The sequence below is a fragment of the Arthrobacter saudimassiliensis genome (assembly GCF_059090665.1).
In genome coordinates, this window is sequence record NZ_JBNHFX010000005.1 from 24,597 (window position 1) to 44,099 (window position 19,503).

Annotated in this window: 21 protein-coding genes; 17 read left to right on the top strand and 4 right to left on the bottom strand. The window is 69.5% G+C overall.

Going from position 1 to position 19,503, the window contains the following annotated elements:
* Positions 1–88: 88 nt before the first annotated feature.
* Positions 89–931 (top strand): cyclase family protein, encoded by an 843-nt coding sequence (locus AC5RV6_RS16160; protein ID WP_494008383.1) that lies wholly within the window; start codon positions 89–91, stop codon positions 929–931.
* A gap of 86 nt (positions 932–1,017) precedes the next feature.
* On the opposite strand, the gene AC5RV6_RS16165 is transcribed toward AC5RV6_RS16160, so the two are convergent.
* The 3 genes from AC5RV6_RS16165 to AC5RV6_RS16175 form a co-directional block, all read right to left on the bottom strand.
* The gene (locus tag AC5RV6_RS16165) at positions 1,018–1,548 is read right to left on the bottom strand and encodes a hypothetical protein (RefSeq protein WP_494008384.1); all 531 of its coding nucleotides are present in this window, start codon (positions 1,546–1,548) and stop codon (positions 1,018–1,020) included.
* A gap of 66 nt (positions 1,549–1,614) precedes the next feature.
* The gene (locus tag AC5RV6_RS16170; protein WP_494008385.1) at positions 1,615–2,307 is read right to left on the bottom strand and encodes a class F sortase; all 693 of its coding nucleotides are present in this window, start codon (positions 2,305–2,307) and stop codon (positions 1,615–1,617) included.
* Between the two features lie 34 nt (positions 2,308–2,341).
* On the bottom strand, positions 2,342–3,121 hold the full coding sequence (locus AC5RV6_RS16175; RefSeq protein WP_494008386.1) for a hypothetical protein: 780 nt from the start codon (positions 3,119–3,121) through the stop codon (positions 2,342–2,344).
* Between the two features lie 241 nt (positions 3,122–3,362).
* On the opposite strand from AC5RV6_RS16175, the gene AC5RV6_RS16180 reads away from it, so the two are divergent.
* The 13 genes from AC5RV6_RS16180 (at position 3,363) to AC5RV6_RS16240 (ending at position 15,910) form a co-directional block, all read left to right on the top strand.
* Entirely contained in the window at positions 3,363–4,058 is a 696-nt protein-coding gene (locus AC5RV6_RS16180) for a sigma-70 family RNA polymerase sigma factor (protein WP_494008387.1), read from the top strand.
* Positions 4,055–4,852, top strand: coding sequence for an anti-sigma factor (locus AC5RV6_RS16185; RefSeq protein ID WP_494008388.1), 798 nt, complete (start codon positions 4,055–4,057; stop codon positions 4,850–4,852). Before AC5RV6_RS16180 ends, AC5RV6_RS16185 begins: the two co-directional genes overlap by 4 nt.
* A gap of 142 nt (positions 4,853–4,994) precedes the next feature.
* Positions 4,995–6,149, top strand: coding sequence for an NAD(P)/FAD-dependent oxidoreductase (locus AC5RV6_RS16190; protein ID WP_494008389.1), 1,155 nt, complete (start codon positions 4,995–4,997; stop codon positions 6,147–6,149).
* Entirely contained in the window at positions 6,095–7,144 is a 1,050-nt protein-coding gene (gene sigJ, locus AC5RV6_RS16195) for an RNA polymerase sigma factor SigJ (RefSeq protein ID WP_494008390.1), read from the top strand. The genes AC5RV6_RS16190 and sigJ overlap by 55 nt, the downstream gene beginning before the upstream one ends.
* Before the next feature lie 232 nt (positions 7,145–7,376).
* Positions 7,377–8,198, top strand: a complete 822-nt coding sequence (locus tag AC5RV6_RS16200) for a transporter substrate-binding domain-containing protein (RefSeq protein ID WP_494008391.1) — start codon at positions 7,377–7,379, stop codon at positions 8,196–8,198.
* Positions 8,199–8,207: 9 nt separating this feature from the next.
* Positions 8,208–8,933 carry an amino acid ABC transporter permease gene (locus AC5RV6_RS16205; protein WP_494008392.1) on the top strand — a complete coding sequence of 242 codons (726 nt, stop codon included), beginning with the start codon at positions 8,208–8,210 and terminating at the stop codon, positions 8,931–8,933.
* Positions 8,873–9,709 carry an amino acid ABC transporter ATP-binding protein gene (locus AC5RV6_RS16210; protein ID WP_494008393.1) on the top strand — a complete coding sequence of 279 codons (837 nt, stop codon included), beginning with the start codon at positions 8,873–8,875 and terminating at the stop codon, positions 9,707–9,709. The genes AC5RV6_RS16205 and AC5RV6_RS16210 overlap by 61 nt, the downstream gene beginning before the upstream one ends.
* A gap of 162 nt (positions 9,710–9,871) precedes the next feature.
* Positions 9,872–10,426: a flavin reductase family protein gene (locus AC5RV6_RS16215; protein ID WP_494008394.1), complete on the top strand. Its 555-nt coding sequence runs from the start codon at positions 9,872–9,874 to the stop codon at positions 10,424–10,426.
* Positions 10,427–10,489: 63 nt separating this feature from the next.
* Positions 10,490–11,977, top strand: coding sequence for a 4-hydroxyphenylacetate 3-hydroxylase family protein (locus tag AC5RV6_RS16220; protein WP_494008395.1), 1,488 nt, complete (start codon positions 10,490–10,492; stop codon positions 11,975–11,977).
* Between the two features lie 6 nt (positions 11,978–11,983).
* Positions 11,984–12,691, top strand: a complete 708-nt coding sequence (locus AC5RV6_RS16225; RefSeq protein ID WP_494008396.1) for a DUF1028 domain-containing protein — start codon at positions 11,984–11,986, stop codon at positions 12,689–12,691.
* Positions 12,688–13,686: a LysR family transcriptional regulator gene (locus tag AC5RV6_RS16230; protein ID WP_494008397.1), complete on the top strand. Its 999-nt coding sequence runs from the start codon at positions 12,688–12,690 to the stop codon at positions 13,684–13,686. Before AC5RV6_RS16225 ends, AC5RV6_RS16230 begins: the two co-directional genes overlap by 4 nt.
* 41 nt (positions 13,687–13,727) lie before the next feature.
* Positions 13,728–14,936, top strand: a complete 1,209-nt coding sequence (locus AC5RV6_RS16235; protein WP_494008398.1) for a M20/M25/M40 family metallo-hydrolase — start codon at positions 13,728–13,730, stop codon at positions 14,934–14,936.
* Complete coding sequence (locus AC5RV6_RS16240) at positions 14,933–15,910, top strand: asparaginase (protein WP_494008399.1); 978 nt, start codon at positions 14,933–14,935, stop codon at positions 15,908–15,910. Before AC5RV6_RS16235 ends, AC5RV6_RS16240 begins: the two co-directional genes overlap by 4 nt.
* 23 nt (positions 15,911–15,933) lie before the next feature.
* On the opposite strand, the gene AC5RV6_RS16245 is transcribed toward AC5RV6_RS16240, so the two are convergent.
* Complete coding sequence (locus AC5RV6_RS16245; RefSeq protein WP_494008400.1) at positions 15,934–16,710, bottom strand: FMN reductase; 777 nt, start codon at positions 16,708–16,710, stop codon at positions 15,934–15,936.
* Positions 16,711–16,848: 138 nt separating this feature from the next.
* Here AC5RV6_RS16245 and AC5RV6_RS16250 point away from each other — a divergent pair, with 138 nt between their 5' ends.
* From AC5RV6_RS16250 to AC5RV6_RS16260, 3 genes are read left to right on the top strand one after another with little or no spacing between them, the layout of a single operon-like run.
* Positions 16,849–17,481: a GNAT family N-acetyltransferase gene (locus AC5RV6_RS16250; RefSeq protein ID WP_494008401.1), complete on the top strand. Its 633-nt coding sequence runs from the start codon at positions 16,849–16,851 to the stop codon at positions 17,479–17,481.
* Positions 17,481–18,428, top strand: a complete 948-nt coding sequence (gene uriH / locus AC5RV6_RS16255; protein WP_494008402.1) for a uridine-preferring nucleoside hydrolase UriH — start codon at positions 17,481–17,483, stop codon at positions 18,426–18,428. The genes AC5RV6_RS16250 and uriH overlap by 1 nt, the downstream gene beginning before the upstream one ends.
* Positions 18,425–19,360: a ribokinase gene (locus AC5RV6_RS16260; RefSeq protein WP_494008403.1), complete on the top strand. Its 936-nt coding sequence runs from the start codon at positions 18,425–18,427 to the stop codon at positions 19,358–19,360. The genes uriH and AC5RV6_RS16260 overlap by 4 nt, the downstream gene beginning before the upstream one ends.
* Positions 19,361–19,503 lie beyond the last annotated feature (143 nt).

Below are 19,503 nucleotides of genomic sequence, written 5' to 3' on the forward strand. Positions count from 1 at the left end.
CGCTCCGCCATGTGACGCCGTGCGCGGCGCACGACCCGGACGGCGGGTATTCTTCCTGCACACCCACCGGCACGCACGAGGAGAGCACATGAGCCTGAACGGCACCGAACCGCAGCTGATCGGCTCGTTCCTGGAAGCGCTGTCCTCCGGCGCCCTGGAGGTGCTGGACCTGACCGCTCCGCTGAGCAGCGGCACGCCGTCGCTGAAGCTGCCCGAGCCCTTCGTGAACCTCATCGACTTCCGGCTGGAGGAGGTCGCCGCCTTCAACGAACCCGGCCCGTTCTGGCGGCACAACAACATCCACACCGGTGAGCACATCGGCACCCATCTGGACGCCCCGGCGCATTGGATTTCCGGCCGGGACGGCGACGATGTCTCCCAGGTGCCGCCGCGGCGGCTGATCGGGCCCGCCGTCGTCCTCGACTTCAGCGAGCAGGCCGCGCTGGACCCGGACTTCACGGTGGAGGTGGCGGACATCCAGGCGTGGGAGGCCGAGCACGGGCCGCTGCCGGACGGCGCCTGGCTGCTGCTGCGCACCGGCTGGGACAAGTTCGCCGACGATGAGGCCGCGTTCCTGAACATCGACGACACCGGCTCCCACACCCCCGGCATCTCCGCCGAATGCGCCCGCTGGCTCGGCGAGGAGCGCCCGATCACCGGGCTCGGCGTCGAGACGGTGGGGATCGACGCCGGCAACGCCGGATCCTTCAATCCGCCCTTCCCGGCGCATTACTACCTGATGGGAAACAACAAGTACGGCCTGACCCTGCTGCAGAACCTGGCCCAGCTGCCGCCCACGGGAGCGATGCTCATTGTCGCGCCGCTGCCCATTGTCGGCGGTACCGGTTCCCCGGCCCGGGTGTACGCCCTGGTGGAGCGCAGGCCGGAGCCGGTGCTGGCGGAGACTCTGGGGGCCGAGCCCGCCCTCTGACCGGGCGGGAAACACAGCCGCCGGGCCGGAACTTCCCTCCGGCCGCGGCGGGTCCGCTCCCTCCGCGAAGGCGCAGGTGCGCGTTTTCAGGGCAGGTCGGGCGGCGGCGGCATCTCGGAGTACGTCACCGTCGCCCCGGCCAGGGCCGGCGGCTGCGGCAGGACCCCGGTCTCCCTCCACTCCTGGATCGCGCCGATGGGCTGGTAGGCCACCTGCGCGGCTACGGGCAGGGCGAGGAGAACCGCCAACACCGGCACCGCCGTCTTGGCAACGGGTCCGGTAGGGCGGTCACGCGCACGGCGGTGCCGGATCCAGAACAGTGCTGCCGCCATGATTGCCAGCAGCAGAAGCATGACGACGGGCAGCGGCCCGTACTCGATCTGCACGCACTGCGGCACGGTGGCGGTGGGATTTCCCCGGGAGTCGGTAAACCCGCCGTCGGACGTATAGCCGCCGGCGCATCCGCCGGCACTGCCCCGGCCGGTGAACAGGAAGTAGCAGAGCGCGGCGATGGACGTCGCGGCGACCACCGTGCGGGCGGCCGGGTCCGGCGCCGCCCGGGTGGCGGTCGCGCCGTCGTGCTGATCCCGGACGTCCGGATCCTGCCCGTGTGCCATGGTTCCCCCTGCCGTGCGGTGTCCGTCCCAGAGCCTACCGGCCCCGGCCTGCCGGACGGCGCAGGGTCAGTCTGCGAGCGAGGCGAAGACGACGTAGTTGTCGTTAAAGGTCCCGGTCGCCGGGTCGTAGCCGTCGCAGGTGATCAGCCGGAGTTCGGCGCCCTCCGTGTTGCCGTAGACCTCCAGCGTGGGGAAGCTGTCCTTTCCGTACTGCTCGCCCCGGTCCACCAGGAAGACAGCCGTGGTTCCATCACCGCGGGCGACCTCGATCCGGTCCCCGGGAACCAGGCTGCGCAGGTCAGCGAAGACGCCGGGGCCCCCTCCCGTGGCGTTGACGTGGCCCAGCAGCACGGCAGGTCCACGCGCTCCGGGGGCAGGTGAATCGGTATACCAGCCGGCCGGGGACCCGGGGCCCTCGGGCGGCACCTCCAGGGTCCCGTCCTTGCGCAGCCCCAGCTGAAGCAGGTCCGACTCCGTGCCCGTGACGGGAATCCGCAGGGAGACGGGGATCGCCTCCGGGAGCACCGGCGAAAGATCGGATTCGTCTGCCCCCGCGCCCTCCGTACCCGCAGGAGCCGACCCCGACGGGCCCGGCACTGCGGGAACAGACGGGGACACCGCCGTCGGGGCTGCGGACGGAGGCGGGGCCGTCGACGGTCCCGCCTCCGTATCCGGTGCGGCGCACCCGGCCAGCAGGACCAGCGCGGCCGCTGCCCAGGGCATCAGCCCTGCGCGGCGGCCGTCCCGGGATGCACTCATGATGACGCTCTTCCCCTCTCCGGCCCCGCCGTGCTCAGGCCCGGGCGCGGCGTCGGGCCACCAGGGCAGCTGCTGCCACAGCCAGTCCCCCGGCCCCGACCCCGGCTGCTGACATGCCCGCGCTCACGCCCTGATCGCCGGCGGCCTGCACACCGGTGTCGGCGCCGCCGTCAGGCATAGCCCCCATCTGCGAAACCGCAACCGTGCCGCAGGCTGCCGGCAGAGTCGCGGCGGCGGGCAACGTCGGGTCAAGGTCGGACATCTTCTCGGCGGCGGCCGTTGGCATCAGTGCGGGGTCGACGCCATGCACCACGATCACCGCGCTGCCGTCCTCCAGCGAGGCGGCCGTTTCGGGATCAAGCTGGAAGGTGCGCTCGTAGGAATATGCGGAGCCGCCTGGGAAACGTTCCACAGCCAGGGCGGAGTCGGGGCTGGTGTCGCCCTCGGTGGTCAACGACGTACCGATCATGCCGTAGAACGGATGGCCCTCGGTGGTGTTCACGACGCCGTCGCCGTCGGTGTCGGCGCCGGGGCCCGGACAGCTGCCCTGGGCACCGATATGGATGTGCTGGGCGTGCGGGAACGGCCCGTCCATGAAGGTCTCGGCCGCACCGGACACATCAACCGTCACCGTCGCCTCGGTGCCGTGGACCTCGACCATCGCCTGGCCGCTGGTGCCCGAGTTGTTCAGGGTATTCAGGGTGGCCTGGCCTGACCAGGAGTCCTCGCCATGGGCCAGCGCCGGTGCGGCGGACAGCGCCAGGGCACCCAGCGCGAGGGTGGGAACAGCCAGCAGTCGCATCTTCGTGTTCATTTTCGGTTCCTCCAGCGTGTCGGGCCGCACAACGGATGCACGGCGTTCAGGTGACATGGGCTATTCGGAGCCGCCCCCGTTCCGGATGGGTCCACGGACCGGATTCCTTCCCCGCTCGGGCGGAAGCGGCGATGTTTGACGACGGCTGGCGGCCGTGGCGCCGTTATGGCAGGGTTCAGACCGAAACGCTCCGTGTCCTCCCATCGGGGCGTCAAGGTCGAAGGGACTGCAGTGGACGCCGATGACTGATGCGGATGCGGGCCCCGGCAGGAGCCTTGGCCGAGGGCAGGAGCGTCCCGACCGCACGGATCCCGCCGTTCCCGCAGCCAATCATGAGGTGCCGGCGCCCGCCGTCGCAGCGCACGAGCCGGAAGCGCACGAGCCGGAAGCGCACGACGGCCTCCAGGACCTGGTCCGCCGCTCCGGGCAGGGCGACCAGGCAGCCTTCGCTGCCCTCTACGACGCCACTTCCGCCACCGTGTACGGCCTGGCCATGCGGGTGACGCGCTCCCCCGAACTTGCCGCGGAGGTGGTCCAGGAGACCTACCTGATGGCCTGGCAGCAGTCCGACCGCTTCGATGCCGCCCGCGGTTCAGTGCCCGCGTGGCTGTGCACCGTGGCCCACCGCCGGGCTGTGGACCGCATCCGCCAGGCAGCCCGGGAACGGGAGCGGGAGCAGACGTATGAGCAGCGCCGGGCGGAAACGCCCGCGGACCAGACCTGGCAGGAAGTGGAGCAGACGATGGACACGCACGAGGTCCGGGCGGGACTGGGGCAGCTTACGCCCCTCCAGCGGGAGGCGGTGGCCCTGGCCTACTACCAGGGCTTCACGCACCAGGAAGTGGCCCGGCGTCTCGACGTTCCCCTGGGCACGGCAAAGGCGCGGATCCGCGACGGCCTCACCCGCCTGCGTTCCGCGCTGGGAGGTCAGCCATGATCCGGCCGGAAGGCAGCGGCATCGACTTCGGGAACCTCCACGACCTGGCCGCCCTGTACGCCGTGGATGCCCTCAGTCCGGAGGAGCGCGCCGCCTTCGAACAGCACCTCGCCGGCTGCCGGACCTGTCGTGACGAGGTCGCCGGCTTCTCGGAGGCCGCTGCCGGACTGGCGGCCGGAACTGCCCTCGCCCCGCCCCCGGAGCTGCGGGCTTCGGTCCTGGCCGCGGTCCGGAACGCCCGGCCGCAGCCCGGACAGCAGGCACCCCACGGGCTTCCGTCATTGGTGTCGACGCCTGTGCCTGCCGGGCCGGCCGCGCGGCGGCAACGGCGGACCCGCCGGCTGCTGGCTGCGGCCGCCGCCGTCGTGCTGGTGCCGGGAATCGCCCTGGCGGGCTGGGCTCTTGGGGCCAGGAGCGCGGAACAGGAACAGGAACAACTCGCGGCCGCGGAACAGGAACGGCTCAGCGCGTTGCTCGCCGCCCCCGACATCGCAGCCCGCAGTATCGATGTCGACGGCGCCGCCGCAACCGTGCTGTTCTCCGAGAGCCTGGACGAAGGCTTGTTCGTCGGCCCGACCCTGCCGGCGCCGGAGCCCGGCAGCGAGTATCAGCTCTGGCTGGTGGAGGGCGGGACGCCGGTCCCCGATGCGCGGTTCAAGAATGGCGGGGAGCGCGGAGTGTGGCTGCGCGGGGACTTGTCCGCCGCCGACGCGGTGGCGCTGACCCTCGAGCCCGAGGGCGGGTCGGTGACCCCCACCTACCCGTTGCTGGCGGTCGCCCCGATCGACGGGTGAGGCACCCCGGGACCGTCCGGGGCGGCGGCGACAGGCGTCGGCATCAACCGTGGTCGCAGGGCCGCTGTCACAACTCGGAGCCGGTCGGTGTCCTATGGACAGACCGGCAGCGGGCCGGCCCCGAATGACAGGAGCGAAGACCATGAGCGTCGACACCACAGTCCTTATCCTCGGCGGCGGCTACGCGGGCGTGATGGCGGCGAACCGGCTGGCCGCAGCGTCCAGGCCCGGCCTGGCGGTCCGCCTGGTGAATCCGCGCCGGCAGTTCATTGAACGGATCCGGCTGCACGAGTACGCAGCTGGCACCCGCTCATCCGTGGAGGTGCCCTTCGATCGGCTGCTGCATCCGGATGTCCGCCGGGTGCCGGGTACCGCCGTCGCCATTGATGCCCGGCGGCGCAGGGTCAGCCTCGCCGACGGCGAAACGCCGCCCTACGACTATCTGCTCTACGCGGTGGGCAGCACCGGCCCGGCAGCCCCTGCGGGAGCGCTGGCGGTGGCCGGTCTCGGGGACGCCGCGACGGCGCGCGTTTCCCTGCGCTCGCTGCCCGCCGGGGCGGCGGTCGCCGTCGTGGGCGGCGGGCTGACCGCCCTGGAGACCGCGGCGGAGACCGCCCGGGCCCATCCCCGGCTCCGGGTCCATCTGTGGTGCTCGGCCCTCCCCGGTCCGCTGCTGCCGGATTCCTCGCGCGCCGGCCTGCTGCGCAGCCTGCGCCGTTCCGGTGTGCAGGTCCAATCGGAGGCGCCGGTGTCTGCTGCGGCGGATCCCCGCGGGCAGCTCGGCGCGGACCTTGTCCTGTGGTGCACCGGATTCAGTGTTCCGGACCTGGCCGGCCGCAGCACGCTTCCGGTGGACGGCACCGGCCGCCTGCGCGTGGACCCGACGCTTCGGGCCGCGGGAGAAGACAGGGTGTTCGGGGCCGGTGACGCCGCAGTGATCGAGGACCCCGGATATGCCTACCTGCGGATGAGCTGCGCGGCGGCGATGCCGATGGGAGCGGAGGCCGCCGGGAACATCCTCCGCGCGATGGAGGGGCTGCCCCCGCGCCGACACGACAGCGGTTTCCAGGCGCAGTGCATCAGCCTGGGGCGCAGTGACGGACTCGTGCAGTTCCTCGGCGCTGACGACACGCCGCGGAGCCTGCACCTGCACGGTCGGACGGCTGCGGTCCTGAAGGAAATAATCTGCCGAATGACCCTGCGGTGGATCCGCAGCGAAGCGAAGAGAAGCGGAGCGTACTCATGGCCGAAGGGACCGACGGCGCTGCGGCGGGAACCGGCGGCCAGCCGTCCCTGAGCGGACCGGCCCGAGGCGACAGGACGACGAGCGGAGGAACCGGGTCCGCGGGCGCGAGGGGAGGCCCGGATGCGGCGCGGACCCGCGACGACGATTTCGTCGCCCACCGGCGCCTGCTCTTTGCCGTGGCGTACGACATCATCGGCTCCGTGGCGGACGCGGAGGACATCGTGCAGGAGACCTACCTGCGCTGGCGGTCGGTGCCGGGCGACGTCGGCAATCCGCGTGCGTACCTCGCCCGGATCGCTGCGCGGCAGGCGCTGAACGCCGTCCGCGCCGCTGAGCGGCGGCGGGAGGACTATCCCGGCGAGTGGCTGCCGGAGCCGCTGCTGACCGGCGCTGCGGCCGGACGGCAGGACCCGGCTGCTGCGGACTCCGCCGCGTCGTGGCGGCCGGGCGCGGATCCCGAAGCCGCGGCGCTGACCGCGGCCGAGGTCTCGACGGCCCTGCTGGTGGTGCTGCAGACCCTCGCCGCTCCGGAGCGTGCGGCCTTCCTCCTGCGCGAGGTGTTCGGCTTCGGCTACACCGAAATCGCCGGGGCACTGGACGTCCGCGAGCCCGCGGCCCGCCAGCTGGTGCATCGGGCACGGGAACGGGTGCAGGCCCGCGTGCCACGGATCGCGCCGGACCCGGCGGAGCACCGGGCTGCGGTGACGCGGTTCCTCGAAGCCGCCTCGAACGGGCGGGTCCAGGAACTGCTGGATGTGCTTGCCCCGGACGTGGTGCTGATTTCCGACGGCGGGGGCAAGGCGGCCGCCGCGCTGCGCCCGGTCGCCGGCCCGGAGAAGGTGGCCCGCCTGATGCTCGGGCTGGCCGCAAAGTACGGTGCCGGGGTGGAGCCGTTCTTCCTGGAACTGAACGGGCTGCCCTCCGTGGCTTTCCGCGAGGCCGACGGCGCGGTGACCACCGTCTTCCAGCTCAGCGTGGTCGACGGGCTGGTGCGGGGTGTGTACACCGTGCGCAACCCGGACAAGCTGATGCGGCTCCAGGCCTAGGGGACGCGTCATCAAGTTAAATCTGTGTTTCCCGCGTACTTCCACTTTTTGTCTTCGGCCGGCAAAACACGCGGAATTCCTGAGGACGGGCCACCGGCATCAGTTTTTTCGATGACTTACATGAGAGAAGAGCGATTGCGCCGGTTTTGAACACCAAACCATACTTGATTCGCCCCCCACAGGTCCGGCTTCTGCATCCAAGCAGAAGCCGGACGCGCACCAAGGAGAATCAATGAACCGACGCCGTCTTTCAGCCGCGCTGGGCGCTTCCGCACTGGCCTTCGCGCTGGTTTCCTGCAGCAGCGCGGAAGCCACCAACGAGGGCTCGCTGCCCGGCCTGACGGAGGCTGGAAAGCTGACCGTCTGCAGCTCCGACTCGAACTACGCGCCCATGTATTCCATGCAGGACGGCGAGTTCGCCGGCGTGGAGCCGTCACTGACCGAGGCGCTGGCCGATCGCCTCGGCCTTGAAGTCAGCTTCACCCGCATGGCTTTCGCCGGCGTGATCCCCGCTATCCAGTCCGATCGCTGCGACCTGGCCATGGGAGCGTTCTTCCTGACCCCGGAGCGGCTGGCAACCATGAAGGGACTGCCCTATCTCGCGGCGAACGTGGCGCTGATCTTTCCCGAGGGAAACAGCTACGCGGAGCCCGAGGACCTGGCAGGCAAGACCGTCGCCGTCCAGCGCGGGTCGGTCCAGGCCAGCACCGTCGAGGCGGTTTCAGCGGATCTCGAGGCAGCCGGAAAGGAACCGATCACGGTCCAGAGCTACGACGACCCGGTGACGGCCATCAACGCGGTAATGAACGGGAAAGCGGATGCAGCCGGAGAGACGGAAATCTTCGCCAGCAATTTCTTCAGCGAAGAACGCGCCAGCCTCGATTTCGAGCCGACGTTCTTCCCCACCGGATCGGTGACCGGCTTCCTGTACAAAAATGCAGAACTGGAGGATGCACTCACTACCGCCATGGATGAACTGCGCACCGACGGCACCCTCGCGGGCATCCTGGAGGAGTTCAATCTGAGCCCCGAGTCCATCTCCGACGGCAAGTAGGGGCTCGTCGTGCAATTCGATGTCTCCCTGTTCCTCGAGGCCCTGACCTCTCAGGCTTACCTGTCGGGTGCCGCCCTCGCCGTCGGGCTTGCCTTCCTCGCACAGTTCCTGGGCTCGGTGCTGGGACTGGGCGTTGCGATGCTGCGGCGCAGCTCCTTCCGTCCGCTGAGGCTCTTCGCCCTCGGCTACGCCTGGGTCTTCAGGGCCCTCCCGGTCCTGCTGCTGCTGATCCTCGCCTGGAATGCACTGCCCCAGATGGTTCCCATACTCCGCGAGTCCTGGTACACGCCCTTCCTGGCGGCGCTGCTGGCCCTGACAATCCATGAGACAGCCCTGATGTCCGAGGTCTTCCGGTCCGGCCTGGGCTCGGTCAGCGACGGGCAGCGGCTTGCGGGACGGGCCCTCGGGTTCGCACCTGCGGGCACCTACCGCTGGATCATCATGCCGCAGGTCATCCGCACCATCCTTCCCCCGCTGGGGAACCGGATCATCCTGCAGGTTCAGATCACCAGCCTCACCAGCGTCATCGCCATGGAGGAACTGATGACCGCAGCTCAGGACGAGGTGACGCGGACTTTCCGTTACGCCGAGTTCTATACCGCGGCTGCGGTCTATTACCTGGTCATCGTGAGCCTGCTGATGCTGGCACAGCACTACGTGGAACGTCGCTACAAGTGGACCTCTTCCCGATCTGCCGCCCAGCCGAAGAAAACAAAAGCGAGTGTGTCCGCATGAGCCAAACAGTTTTGTCCCACACCGGAACCGCCGTCTGCGAAGTGCGCGGCCTGCGCAAGGCCTACGCCGGCACCGAGGTCCTGAAAGGCGTCGACTTCTCCCTCCGACACGGTGAGGTGAAGGCGGTTCTGGGCCCCTCCGGCTCGGGCAAGTCAACCCTGCTGCGCCTGGCCGCCCTGCTCGAGCATGCTGACGGAGGAGAAATCCTCCTCAACGGAGAGCGGATGGGAGTTGACGGCCGGGGCAGGCCCCTGCCGGAGGGCCGTCTTGCCTTGCAGCGCCGCCCCATGGGCATGGTGTTCCAGTCCTTCAATCTGTTCCCGCATCTCAGCACCATCGACAACGTGATGCTGGCCCTGCGCCGGGTGAAGGGGACGGCCCGCTCGGAGGCCCGGGAGATCGCCGAGGCCATGCTGGAGCGGGTTGGCCTGACGGAGCGCCGCTTCGCGTTCCCCTCCGAACTCTCGGGCGGACAGCAACAGCGGGTCGCAATCGCCAGGGCGTTGGTGATGTCGCCGCAGGTCCTGCTGTTCGACGAACCCACTTCGGCCCTTGACCCTGAACTCGTCCGGGAGGTGCTGGCCGTGATGGAGTCCTTGGCCGCCGATGGCATGACGATGATGGTGGTGACACACGAGCTGGGCTTTGCCCGCCATGTTGCCGACACCGTAGCTGTGTTCCACGAAGGCCGCATCCTGGAGGAAGGACCGCCGGAACAGATCTTTACCGATCCGGCTGAGGAAATCACCCGACGGTTCCTGCTTCAGGCGTTGTAGCAGCGCTCCGTGTGGTCCCTGCCGGCCATCGGCGGGGACCGGGGAAACGATGAATCCAGCTCCCGGCTCTCCCTTTGCCTGCCCTGTTGCAACGATTTTCTCGATAACCCTTTCATCTTGAATCCGCTTTATTTCTTCAGGAACGACCGTGAGGATTAAATCATGAGCCTTGCCCCAACTGTTTCCCCCTCGGCCGCGCCAATCGCACAGATGGACGAAACCATCGCCCGCAACTCCTTTGTCCGCGCCATGGGAATGGCCGCCACCGGAGTCACCATCGTCTCTACAGACGGTCCGGCCGGCCGGTTCGCTCAAACGGTCAGCGCCATGGCCTCCGTCTCCGCGGATCCGCCCTGCCTGCTGGTGTGCGTACATGACAAGAGCCCCCTCGCCCAGGCCGTGATCGGCAACGGCACCCTCGCCGTGAACGTGCTGGCCACCGACCAGGCAGACGCCGCGCTGACCTTCGCCGGGCAGGGTCCCGACGGATCGGCCCCGTACGACTTTTCCCGCCACGACTGGCGGTCCGGCGTCCTCGACCAGCCGCTCCTGAGTGCGAGCGCTGCCGTTTTCGAATGCCGGTTGATCGGCCACCACCGCTACGGCACCCATCACGTCTTCGTGGCGTCTCCGGCCCAAAGCCTGCCTGGGGCCGCCGATGCCGCACCCATGACCTACCACGCCCGCTCGTTCGGTTCCCACACCCCCGCTGCCTGAAACATATCCCTGCTTCAACCGGTCAGCAGCGCAGCAGTTTTTATCGAGAAAGAGAGAAACCCCATGATCCGCACAGGTGACGAATACCGCCACTCCATCAATACCGGCCGTGATATCTGGATTGATGGCGAAAAGGTGGAGGACATACTCAACCACCCGGTTTTCAAGCCCGCGATCGATGTCCGTGCCCGCATCTATGACATGGCGCATGAGGATAAGACCCGCAGCATCATGACCTATGAGGCAGACGGGGAGACGAACTCGATCGCCCATAAGCGCCCGTATTCCGAGCAGGACTGGCTGGACAAGCGCCGGGCGGTCGAAGCCGTCCTGGACGATGTCAAGGGTGTTGTTACCAGGGTCGGCGACGCCACCATCGGTGAAATGTGGTCCCTGTACGACGGCCGCGACGTCCTTAACGAGGTCAACCCCGCCTACTCGGACAACATCAGCCGTCATCTTGACGATGCCGTGACCGCCGACCTTTTCCAGGTGTCGGCCAACACCGATCCCAAGGGCGACCGCTCGCGCCCGCCGCACGAGCAGGATCCGGACATGCTCCTGCACGCCGTGGCCGAAACTCCGCGCGGCATCATTGTCCGCGGCGCCAAGTACGAGACGGCTGCCGCCTACGCCAACCGCGCCTTCGTGAAGCCCACCATCGCCAACTGGGGCAACTCGGAGCTCTCCGAGTACGCCCTCGGGTTCTCCCTGGACATGAATACGCCGGGGCTTAAGTTCATCTGCCGCTCAGGTTTTGCCGGCCGCCAGAAGCCCGAGGACTACCCGCTGTCCAACCGGGTGGATGAGGTTGACACGCTGGTGGTTTTCGACGACGTCGAGATTCCCTGGGAGGACGTGTTCTTCTACCAGCACACCAAGGCTGCCACCTACATCCGCCAGACCCTGCACCGCTACAGCGCCTACCCGTTCGTCCTGCGCGTCATCCGCCTGGCCGACATGCTGATCGGCACCGCCCTGTGGAACGTGAAGCAGACCGGTCTGGACAAGGTTCCGGCCGTGCAGGAGAAACTTGCCCGGCTTGCCTGCTACCGCGAAGGAATCCACGCCCATCTGACGGCCGCGGTGAAGCTGGGCGAGACCAGCCCCGGCGGCCTGTACATGCCCAACCAGTCGCTGCTGTACTCGGGCCGGATCCTGGCCTCCAGCCAGCTGCCGGAAATGATGCACCTCGCCCGTGAGCTCTGCGGCGGCCAGATGGTCCTGACCCCGGACTACGCGTCCTTCCAGCACCCGGAAACCGGCCCGTGGCTGAACAAGTTCTACAGCGTCAACGAGAACTGGGTTGCGGAAGACCGCCGCCGCCTGCTCGCCTACGCCCGCGACCTGCTGAACAGCGATTACGCCGGACACCGCGTCACGTTCCAGCTCTTCGCCCAGTCCCCGCCCTTCGCCAACTCGGACGCGCTCTACCGCTCCTTCGACTGGAACCACTCGCTGGACGTCGTCAAGGAAGCCGCCGGGCTTTCGGACAACATCCTGCCCGAGCGGTACGCCAAGGACCTGGCACTGTCCGGTCCAGGGGCATAGCCGGAAATGACCATTTCCATTGTTGCCCGCTGCTCCAACGGCACGTCCGTTGGAGCAGCGGTCACCTCCTCCAGTTTTTCCGTCGCCGCCCGCTGCCTGCGCTGGGATCCCGCGGTCGGCATTTCCTGTTCCCAGAGCATCACCGATCCACGGCTGGGCGAAAGCCTGCTGGCCCGCCTCGGCCGGGGCCAGGACCCGACGGCGGCCATCGCAGGCCTGCAGGCCGAAGAGGCCCACTTTGAGTACCGTCAGCTGACCGCCATGTCCTTCGCCGGAGCCCATGCGGGCTACAGCGGCCCGCTGGTGCTGGGCACCCATGCGGTGCTCGACGCCGGCGACCACGTCGTCGCCGGCAACATGCTCGCCCACGGGCAGGTCCTTGAAGCGGTCTCCGCCGGTTACCGGGAAGACCCGCACACCCCGTTGGCCCTTCGCCTGGTCCATGCCCTGCAGGCAGGTGAAGCGGCCGGCGGTGAAGTCCGTGAGCTGCGTTCGGCGGGGGTCTTGGTCCTGGCCGGCGATTCCTGGCCGCTCGCCGATGTGCGTGTGGACTGGCACGACCACCCGTTGGATCAGCTGGCCGACCTGACCGCCCGCTGGTTGCCCCAGGCGGATGCCTACCGAGACAGGGCATATGATCCCCGGGAGGCATATGAACTGGTCAGCGGCCAGTTGGAGTCCGAGAACCAGGTGTTAGGGGACGTGTTCGGATGATCGGTTCACAGGACGCAGGAGCACCCCAGCGGGGCACCCAGGATGACCCGGGGTTCACGCTGACCCAGCTGCGCTACTTCTCGATCGCAGCGGAGACCGGCAGCATGACGGCGACGGCGCGTGCCATGCATGCTTCCCAGTCCGCCGTCTCGAACGCGATCGCCCAGCTGGAACGCCATGTGAAGGTCCAGCTGTTCATCCGGCACCATGCCCGGGGACTCACGCTGACCCCGGCGGGCAGGGAGTTCGTGCTGCAGGCACGGGACCTGCTTGCCCGCGCGAACGACATCCTCTCCCTGGCCGGAGGACTCGGCGACAGTGTGGAAGGCGAGGTCAAGCTGGCCTGCTACCACACCCTCAGCCCCTTCTACCTGCCCCGCATCCTGGAACGGGTGGCCGAACAGTATCCGCTGCTGTCCATTCGGGTTGTGGAAGGGGAAAAGGCCGAAATCTTCGAGTCCCTGCTGACCGGCGATGCCGAAGTCGCCCTCACCTACGAGAGCGAAGTTCCGGGAATGATCGCCACGGAGCAGCTGGCCGTTTCCCCTCCCTACGTCATCGTCAGCGAGCGCCATCGCCTGGCCCGGCGGACGCCGCGGCGCCGCATAACGCTGCAGGAACTGGCGGAGGACCGCATGATCCTGCTCGACATCCCCTTTCCCGGCCGATACTTCCTGGACATCGCCGAAAACAGCGGAATCAGTCCCCGGATCGCGTTCAGCAGCCCAAACTTCGAGACGGTCCGCTCGATGGTGGCGGCAGGGCTCGGATACTCGGTCCTCAATCAGCGCCCCGTCCATGACCTCACCTACGACGGCGGCCGGGTCGTCGCCTTGGAGCTCGAAGGCACGTTTGCCGACATCCCGGTGGTCATGGCCACCGTGCGCGGTTCCCGGCTGACCACCAGGGCTGAGGCCGTGGCCGCCCTGCTGCGGGACGCGGTCCCCTCCATCGCTGCGGAGTTCAGTCCCCGCCGCCCTGCCCGCCGGGCCTGACAGACCTGCGCCGGCTGCGGCCGGCACCGAAGGAGATCACTGTGCACCTGTCCGCTGTCCACGATTTCTGGGCCCACAGCCAGGCCGAGCTGGCCGCACGGCTGGAACGCTACGTGCGCGCCGAAAGCGGCTCCGACGACAAGGCAAAGGTCGACTCGGCAGCGGAGCTCTTCGCCGCCGAGCTTCGGCTGCTGGGCTTTGCTCCGGCCATCATCGACAACCCCGACGGCGGTAACCATGTCGTCGGGCACCGCGCTGGAACCGGAACCGGCCATGTCGTCATCCTGCTGCACCTTGACACGGTCTGGCCTGGCCGGACCTACCCCGGCCCTGTCTTCCGGATCGAGGACGGGCGCGCACTGGGCCCGGGCGTGCTGGATATGAAGGGCGGCTGGGTCGTCGCGCTGGCCGCCCTGGAGCATCTTTTCCGGGACGGTTGGGACGGACCACGCAAGCTCACGGTCATCGCCACGGGTGACGAGGAGCTGGGCAGCATCCACGGCCGGCGGATCGTGGAGGAACACGCCGACGGGGCCGACTTCGCCCTGGTCATGGAACCCGGGCGGGCGGACGGCTCACTCGTTGGGCAGCGCGGCGCCGTCGGGGCCCTGCGTATCAGCGTGGTCGGACGCAATTCCCACGCTTCCTCGGATGACCCGGGAGCCAGCGCCCTCATTGCCGCAGCGCACATGGCCATCGCCCTGGAGTCCGCGAGTGACCGGCCCGCGGGCCGGATCCTGAACGTGGGAGAACTGCACGCGGGAACGGCACGCCAGGTGGTTCCGTCCCACGCCGAGCTCAACATCGACCTTCGCGCCACCACCGGTCCGGACGCCGACCGCCTCCTTGCGCACATCACGGAAGTCTCCTCCCGTCCGGCCGTGCCAGGCGTCGAAGCCTTCGTCCGGGGTGGGATCACCCGCCCGGCCTATCCTGACCACCTGGCCCTGGCTCCCCTGCACGACGCGGTACGGCGAGCCGGCGCGGGCATCGGGCTGCCCGTCCGGTTCGTCACCACCCGCGGCGGCTCCGACGGCAACTTCACCGCCGCGCTGGGCATACCCACCGTGGACGGGCTCGGCGCCGCCGGCGGCGGAATCTGCACTGCCGACGAGTATGTCGACCTCGACGCCCTGCCGGGAAAGATCGCCCTGCTGTGCGGAATCCTGGACCAGCTCGCCGGCACCGCACGGTTCGATTTGAGCAGGTCTCCGGCAGCAGAATGCGCACAGGGAGGATCCCAGCTATGAGGATCGCCTACTGCTCCCTCGGCGGCACCATCTCCAGCACCTCCGCCGCCGAGGCAGGAGCCGTTCCCACCCTCGACGCCGCCGGTCAGCTGGCAGCCGTGCCGATCGCCGAACACATCAGCATCGAAGCGCACAGCCTCGACCTGCTGCCTTCGGTGGAACTGACCCTGAGCCGCATCGCCGACGTCGCCCGGTTCTGCGCATCGCTCGTGCGGGACGGCGTCGACGGCGTTGTGCTGTCCACCGGAACGGATGCACTGGAGGACGTGGCCTGGGCCCTGCACCTGACCTGGGACGCGGACGCGCCACTGATCGTCACCGGTGCCATGAAGACCGCCTCGGCACCATCTGCCGACGGCCCGGGCAATGTGGCGGACGCCATCACCGCGGCAGCATCCGCCTCGCTGCGCGGGCTGGGGGTGCTGGTCTGCTTTGCCGGCGAAATCCACGGCGCGGCATACGTGGCCAAGGCGCACAGCGGCAGCGTGGCTGCCTTCACCTCCCCCGGGTTCGGACCGCTGGGCCTGGTCAGCGAGGGCAGTGTCCGGTTGGCGGCGCGGCCTGCGGCACGGCCTCTCCGGCTCGAACTGCCGGCGTCCCACCCTCCGGTTGCCCTGGTGCCCTTCAGCCTGGGCGACGACGGGCGGATCCTTCGTGCGCTGCCGGACCTGGGATTCGCCGGCGTCGTCGTGCAGGGCTTCGGAGCCGGCCATGTCTCCCAAGCCTGGGCGGAGGCGGCCAAGGACCTGGCCGCGGCGCAGCTGCCGGTGGTCCTGGCGTCCCGCGTGTCCGCAGGCCCCGTCTTCCGCCGCACCTACGGGTTTCCCGGCAGCGAACAGGACCTGCTCGGGGGCGGGCTGATCGACTCGGGTTTTCTGGGCGGCCACAGGAGCAGGCTGTTGCTGGCGGTTTTGCTGGGCAACTGCGGCTCGCCGTCCGTCATTCGTGAGGTTTTTGCCGCGGCTGGTGCCTAGCCGGCGTCGTCCGGGGTCCGGCCTCAGCGTTGGGTCCGGGCCAGCAGCTGCTCGAACGGCAGCGACTGCCAGGGGTCTGTGCCCGGATCGGAGCTGACGGCGGGGCGCGGCCCGTCCGCCGGGGAACCGGCATCGCCGGCTGCCGCCCCGCTGCCCTGCCCGGGCGCCGGCTGCCCGCCCCGGCGCAGGACCAGCTCGGCGGCGAGTTCGCCTGCCGCCCTCCGCACCCGCTCGTCCAGGGCGGTGCTGCCATCACTCCCGTCCCCGCCGCCGGCCCAGTCCTCGGGGGCGGCGAAGACCGCCGTCGGCATCATCCGTGCGCGCAGGTAGCCGAACATCGGCCGCAGCGCGAAGTCCAGCACCATGGAGTGCCGGGCGCTTCCACCGGTGGCCCCGATGAGCACCGGCTTGCCCTGCAGCGCCTTGTTGTCGAGGACGTCGAAGAAGGATTTGAAGAGCCCGCTCATGGACGCGGTGAAGACCGGTGTCACGGCGATCAGGGCGTCCGCGCGGACGACCGCCTGGATAACCTCCTCCAGCCGCGGCGGCGCGAAGCCCGAGACCATCGCGTTCGCGACGTCCACCGCGACATCGCGCAGTTCGAAGGTTTCCACCTCCGCCTCCCCGTGGCCTGCGGTTCCGTGCTCGGCGAGCTGCCGGGCAACGTCCGCCGAGAGCAGGTCCGCGAGCATCCTGGACGACGACGGCGTCCCCAGCCCCGCCGTCACCACCGCGATCCGTGCTGTTCCCGTGCCGGCCATAACGCGCTCCTGCTTCTCCCTAGATTCATGCATTTGCATGCTTCTTTCAACCGGCCGGAATGCGCGGCTATTCCCGGGCCGGCGGGCCCGAAGCAGCGAGCGCCGCGGACGCCGTCCGGCGCCGCGGCTGCACCGCCCCGTGCCGGGCTTCCGCCGGCGGCTCCCTATGATGGAGCCATGACTCCCCCGCCGCCGGCCTTCGCCGTGCCCGTGCCCCTGGCCGGCCGCACCGTCGCCCTGGAGCCGCTGGCCCGGGCCGACGCCGTGCCCCTGGCGGAGGCGGTCCGCGACGGCGAACTCTGGCGGGCCTGGTACACCCATGTGCCCGAACCGGAGAACGTCCCCGCCGAAATCGAGCGGCGCCTGGCCCTGCAGGCGGCCGGGACCATGGCCCCGTGGACGATCCGCCGGCAGGACACCGGCGCAGCCTGCGGAATGACCACCTACATGAACATCGACGCCGCGAACCGGAGGCTGGAAATCGGTTCCACCTGGCTCGCCGCCTCCGCACAGCGCACCCCGATCAACACCGAAGCGAAACTGCTGCTGCTCACCCGGGCCTTCGAGGAACTCGACTGCATTGCGGTCGAGTTCCGCACGCACTGGCACAACCGGCAGTCCCGCGCCGCCATCGCCCGGCTGGGCGCCAAACAGGACGGCGTGCTGCGCAACCACCAACTCGGCGCCGACGGAAGCCTGCGGGACACCGTGGTCTTCTCCATCATCGCCTCGGAATGGCCGGCCGTCCGGCTGAACCTGCACCATAAACTCGAGCTGCTGCTCGAGGGAAAGACACGAGCACCCAAGTAATGCCCACCAAAATCATCCTCGACTGCGATCCCGGCCACGACGACGCCATTGCCCTGCTGCTGGCCCACGGGAATCCGGAGATCGAGCTGCTGGCCGTCACCACCGTCGTCGGCAACCAGACGCTGGACAAGGTCACCCGCAACGCCCTCTCGGTGGCCCGCGTCGCCGGCATCACCGGCGTGCCCTTCGCCGCCGGCTGCGCCCGGCCCCTGGTCCGGACCATCGAAACCGCGCCCGGCATCCACGGCGACTCCGGCCTCGACGGCCCGGTGCTGCCCGAACCGGCCATCGCCCTGGACCCCCGGCACGCCGTCGACCTGATCATCGACACCGTGATGTCCCACGAGCCGGGCACCGTCACCCTGGTGCCCACCGGCGGACTGACCAACATCGCCCTGGCCGTGCGGAAGGAACCGCGCATCGCGGAACGCGTCAAGGAGGTCGTCCTGATGGGCGGCGGCTACCACACGGGCAACTGGTCAGCGGTGGCCGAGTTCAACATCATCATCGATCCCGAAGCGGCGCATATCGTCTTCAACGAGCGCTGGCCGCTGACCATGGTCGGCCTGGACCTGACCCACCAGGCGCTGGCTACGCCCGACGTCGTCGAGCGCATCGCCGCCGTCGGCACCGCGCCGGCCCGCTTCGTGGGCGAGCTGCTGGCATTCTTCGAGAAGGCCTACCAGGACGCGCAGGGCTTCGACCATCCGCCGGTCCACGATCCCTGTGCCGTGGCCTACGTGATCGACCGCGCCGTGATGACCACCCGCCGGACGCCCCTGGACGTGGAGCTCACCGGCACCCGCACGCTGGGCATGACGGTTGCCGATTTCCGTACCCCCGCTCCTGAGGACTGCACCACCTCGGTTGCCGTGGACCTGGACCATGAGCGGTTCTGGAACCTGATCGTGGATGCGCTGGAGCGCATCGGAGAGGTGGAACCGTGAGCGCTGCGGCCTCCCGCGTCGTCGTTGTCGGCTCCCTGAACGCCGACCTCACCGTCCGCACCGACCGCTTTCCGCAGCCCGGGGAGACCCTGGCCGGCTCCGAGCTGGTCATCGTTCCCGGCGGCAAGAGCGCCAATCAGGCCGCGGCCGCCGCCATGGTGGGCGCCGACGTCGTCCTCTTCGGCGCGGTGGGCGCCGACCCGCACGGCGAGCTGCTGGTGCAGGCCGCCACTGACGCCGGCGTGGACGCCTCGCGCGTGCTGCGCCGTAACGGCACGGCCACCGGAACCGCGATGATCGTGGTCGACGCCGCCGGGGAGAACACGATCATCGTCTCCCCCGGTGCCAACGGCACGCTGGCTCCCTCGGATCTGTCGGCCGACCTGTTCGAGGCGGCGGCCGTGCTCTGCCTGAGCCTGGAGGTGCCGCTGCCCACCGTGCAGGCCGCGGCCCGGCAGGCCCGCGCCGCCGGAGTTCCGGTGCTCCTGAACCTGTCGCCCTACCGCGAGGTGCCGGCCGACCTGCTGGCGGACACCAGCGTGCTGCTGGTCAACCGACACGAGGCGGCACAGGTGACCGGTTCGCCCGACGCCGACTGGCCGGGCACGCTGCAGGCGCTGACGGGGCTGGGGGTGCGACGCGCCGTCGTCACCCTCGGCGCAGACGGTGCCGTGGTGCTTGACGCGGACGCCGACGCCGGGTCCCGGGTGCGCTCCGTCCCGTCCGTTCCGGTGGCCGCGGTGGACACCACCGGGTGCGGAGATGCGTTCACCGCGACACTGGCTGCCTGCCTCGCCGCCGGCGCCGACCTGCACGCCGCCGCGGTGGTGGCGGCCCGGGCGGGCGCCCTCGCTGCAACCGGCCACGGGGCGCAGTCTTCCTACGCGCCCCTGGCGGACCTGGCGGACGACGTCCGCAGGTCCGGACGGTAATCCCCGCCCTGCGACGGAGGGTCCGCGGCTCGCAGCATCCGTCGTAAAGGGGATCCGCCGCGCGCCCGCCCCGGCTAGGCTGGCAGCAGAGCATCCGCCCCCCTCCATGGAGGGCGGCACCACAGCGTCCGGTGCGGGCACCG

Excerpts from the sequence above, each read along its gene's own strand:
- AC5RV6_RS16180 (WP_494008387.1), top strand. The coding sequence starts at position 3,363 with ATGACTGATGCGGATGCGGGCCCCGGCAGGAGCCTTGGCCGAGGGCAG.
- AC5RV6_RS16225 (WP_494008396.1), top strand. The coding sequence starts at position 11,984 with ATGACCATTTCCATTGTTGCCCGCTGCTCCAACGGCACGTCCGTTGGA.
- AC5RV6_RS16200 (WP_494008391.1), top strand. The coding sequence starts at position 7,377 with ATGAACCGACGCCGTCTTTCAGCCGCGCTGGGCGCTTCCGCACTGGCC.
- AC5RV6_RS16230 (WP_494008397.1), top strand. The coding sequence starts at position 12,688 with ATGATCGGTTCACAGGACGCAGGAGCACCCCAGCGGGGCACCCAGGAT.
- AC5RV6_RS16245 (WP_494008400.1), bottom strand. The coding sequence starts at position 16,710 with ATGCAAATGCATGAATCTAGGGAGAAGCAGGAGCGCGTTATGGCCGGC.
- AC5RV6_RS16250 (WP_494008401.1), top strand. The coding sequence starts at position 16,849 with ATGACTCCCCCGCCGCCGGCCTTCGCCGTGCCCGTGCCCCTGGCCGGC.
- AC5RV6_RS16175 (WP_494008386.1), bottom strand. The coding sequence starts at position 3,121 with ATGAACACGAAGATGCGACTGCTGGCTGTTCCCACCCTCGCGCTGGGT.
- AC5RV6_RS16165 (WP_494008384.1), bottom strand. The coding sequence starts at position 1,548 with ATGGCACACGGGCAGGATCCGGACGTCCGGGATCAGCACGACGGCGCG.
- AC5RV6_RS16240 (WP_494008399.1), top strand. The coding sequence starts at position 14,933 with ATGAGGATCGCCTACTGCTCCCTCGGCGGCACCATCTCCAGCACCTCC.
- AC5RV6_RS16190 (WP_494008389.1), top strand. The coding sequence starts at position 4,995 with ATGAGCGTCGACACCACAGTCCTTATCCTCGGCGGCGGCTACGCGGGC.
- AC5RV6_RS16185 (WP_494008388.1), top strand. The coding sequence starts at position 4,055 with ATGATCCGGCCGGAAGGCAGCGGCATCGACTTCGGGAACCTCCACGAC.
- AC5RV6_RS16220 (WP_494008395.1), top strand. The coding sequence starts at position 10,490 with ATGATCCGCACAGGTGACGAATACCGCCACTCCATCAATACCGGCCGT.
- sigJ (WP_494008390.1), top strand. The coding sequence starts at position 6,095 with ATGGCCGAAGGGACCGACGGCGCTGCGGCGGGAACCGGCGGCCAGCCG.
- AC5RV6_RS16160 (WP_494008383.1), top strand. The coding sequence starts at position 89 with ATGAGCCTGAACGGCACCGAACCGCAGCTGATCGGCTCGTTCCTGGAA.
- AC5RV6_RS16170 (WP_494008385.1), bottom strand. The coding sequence starts at position 2,307 with ATGAGTGCATCCCGGGACGGCCGCCGCGCAGGGCTGATGCCCTGGGCA.
- AC5RV6_RS16215 (WP_494008394.1), top strand. The coding sequence starts at position 9,872 with ATGAGCCTTGCCCCAACTGTTTCCCCCTCGGCCGCGCCAATCGCACAG.
- uriH (WP_494008402.1), top strand. The coding sequence starts at position 17,481 with ATGCCCACCAAAATCATCCTCGACTGCGATCCCGGCCACGACGACGCC.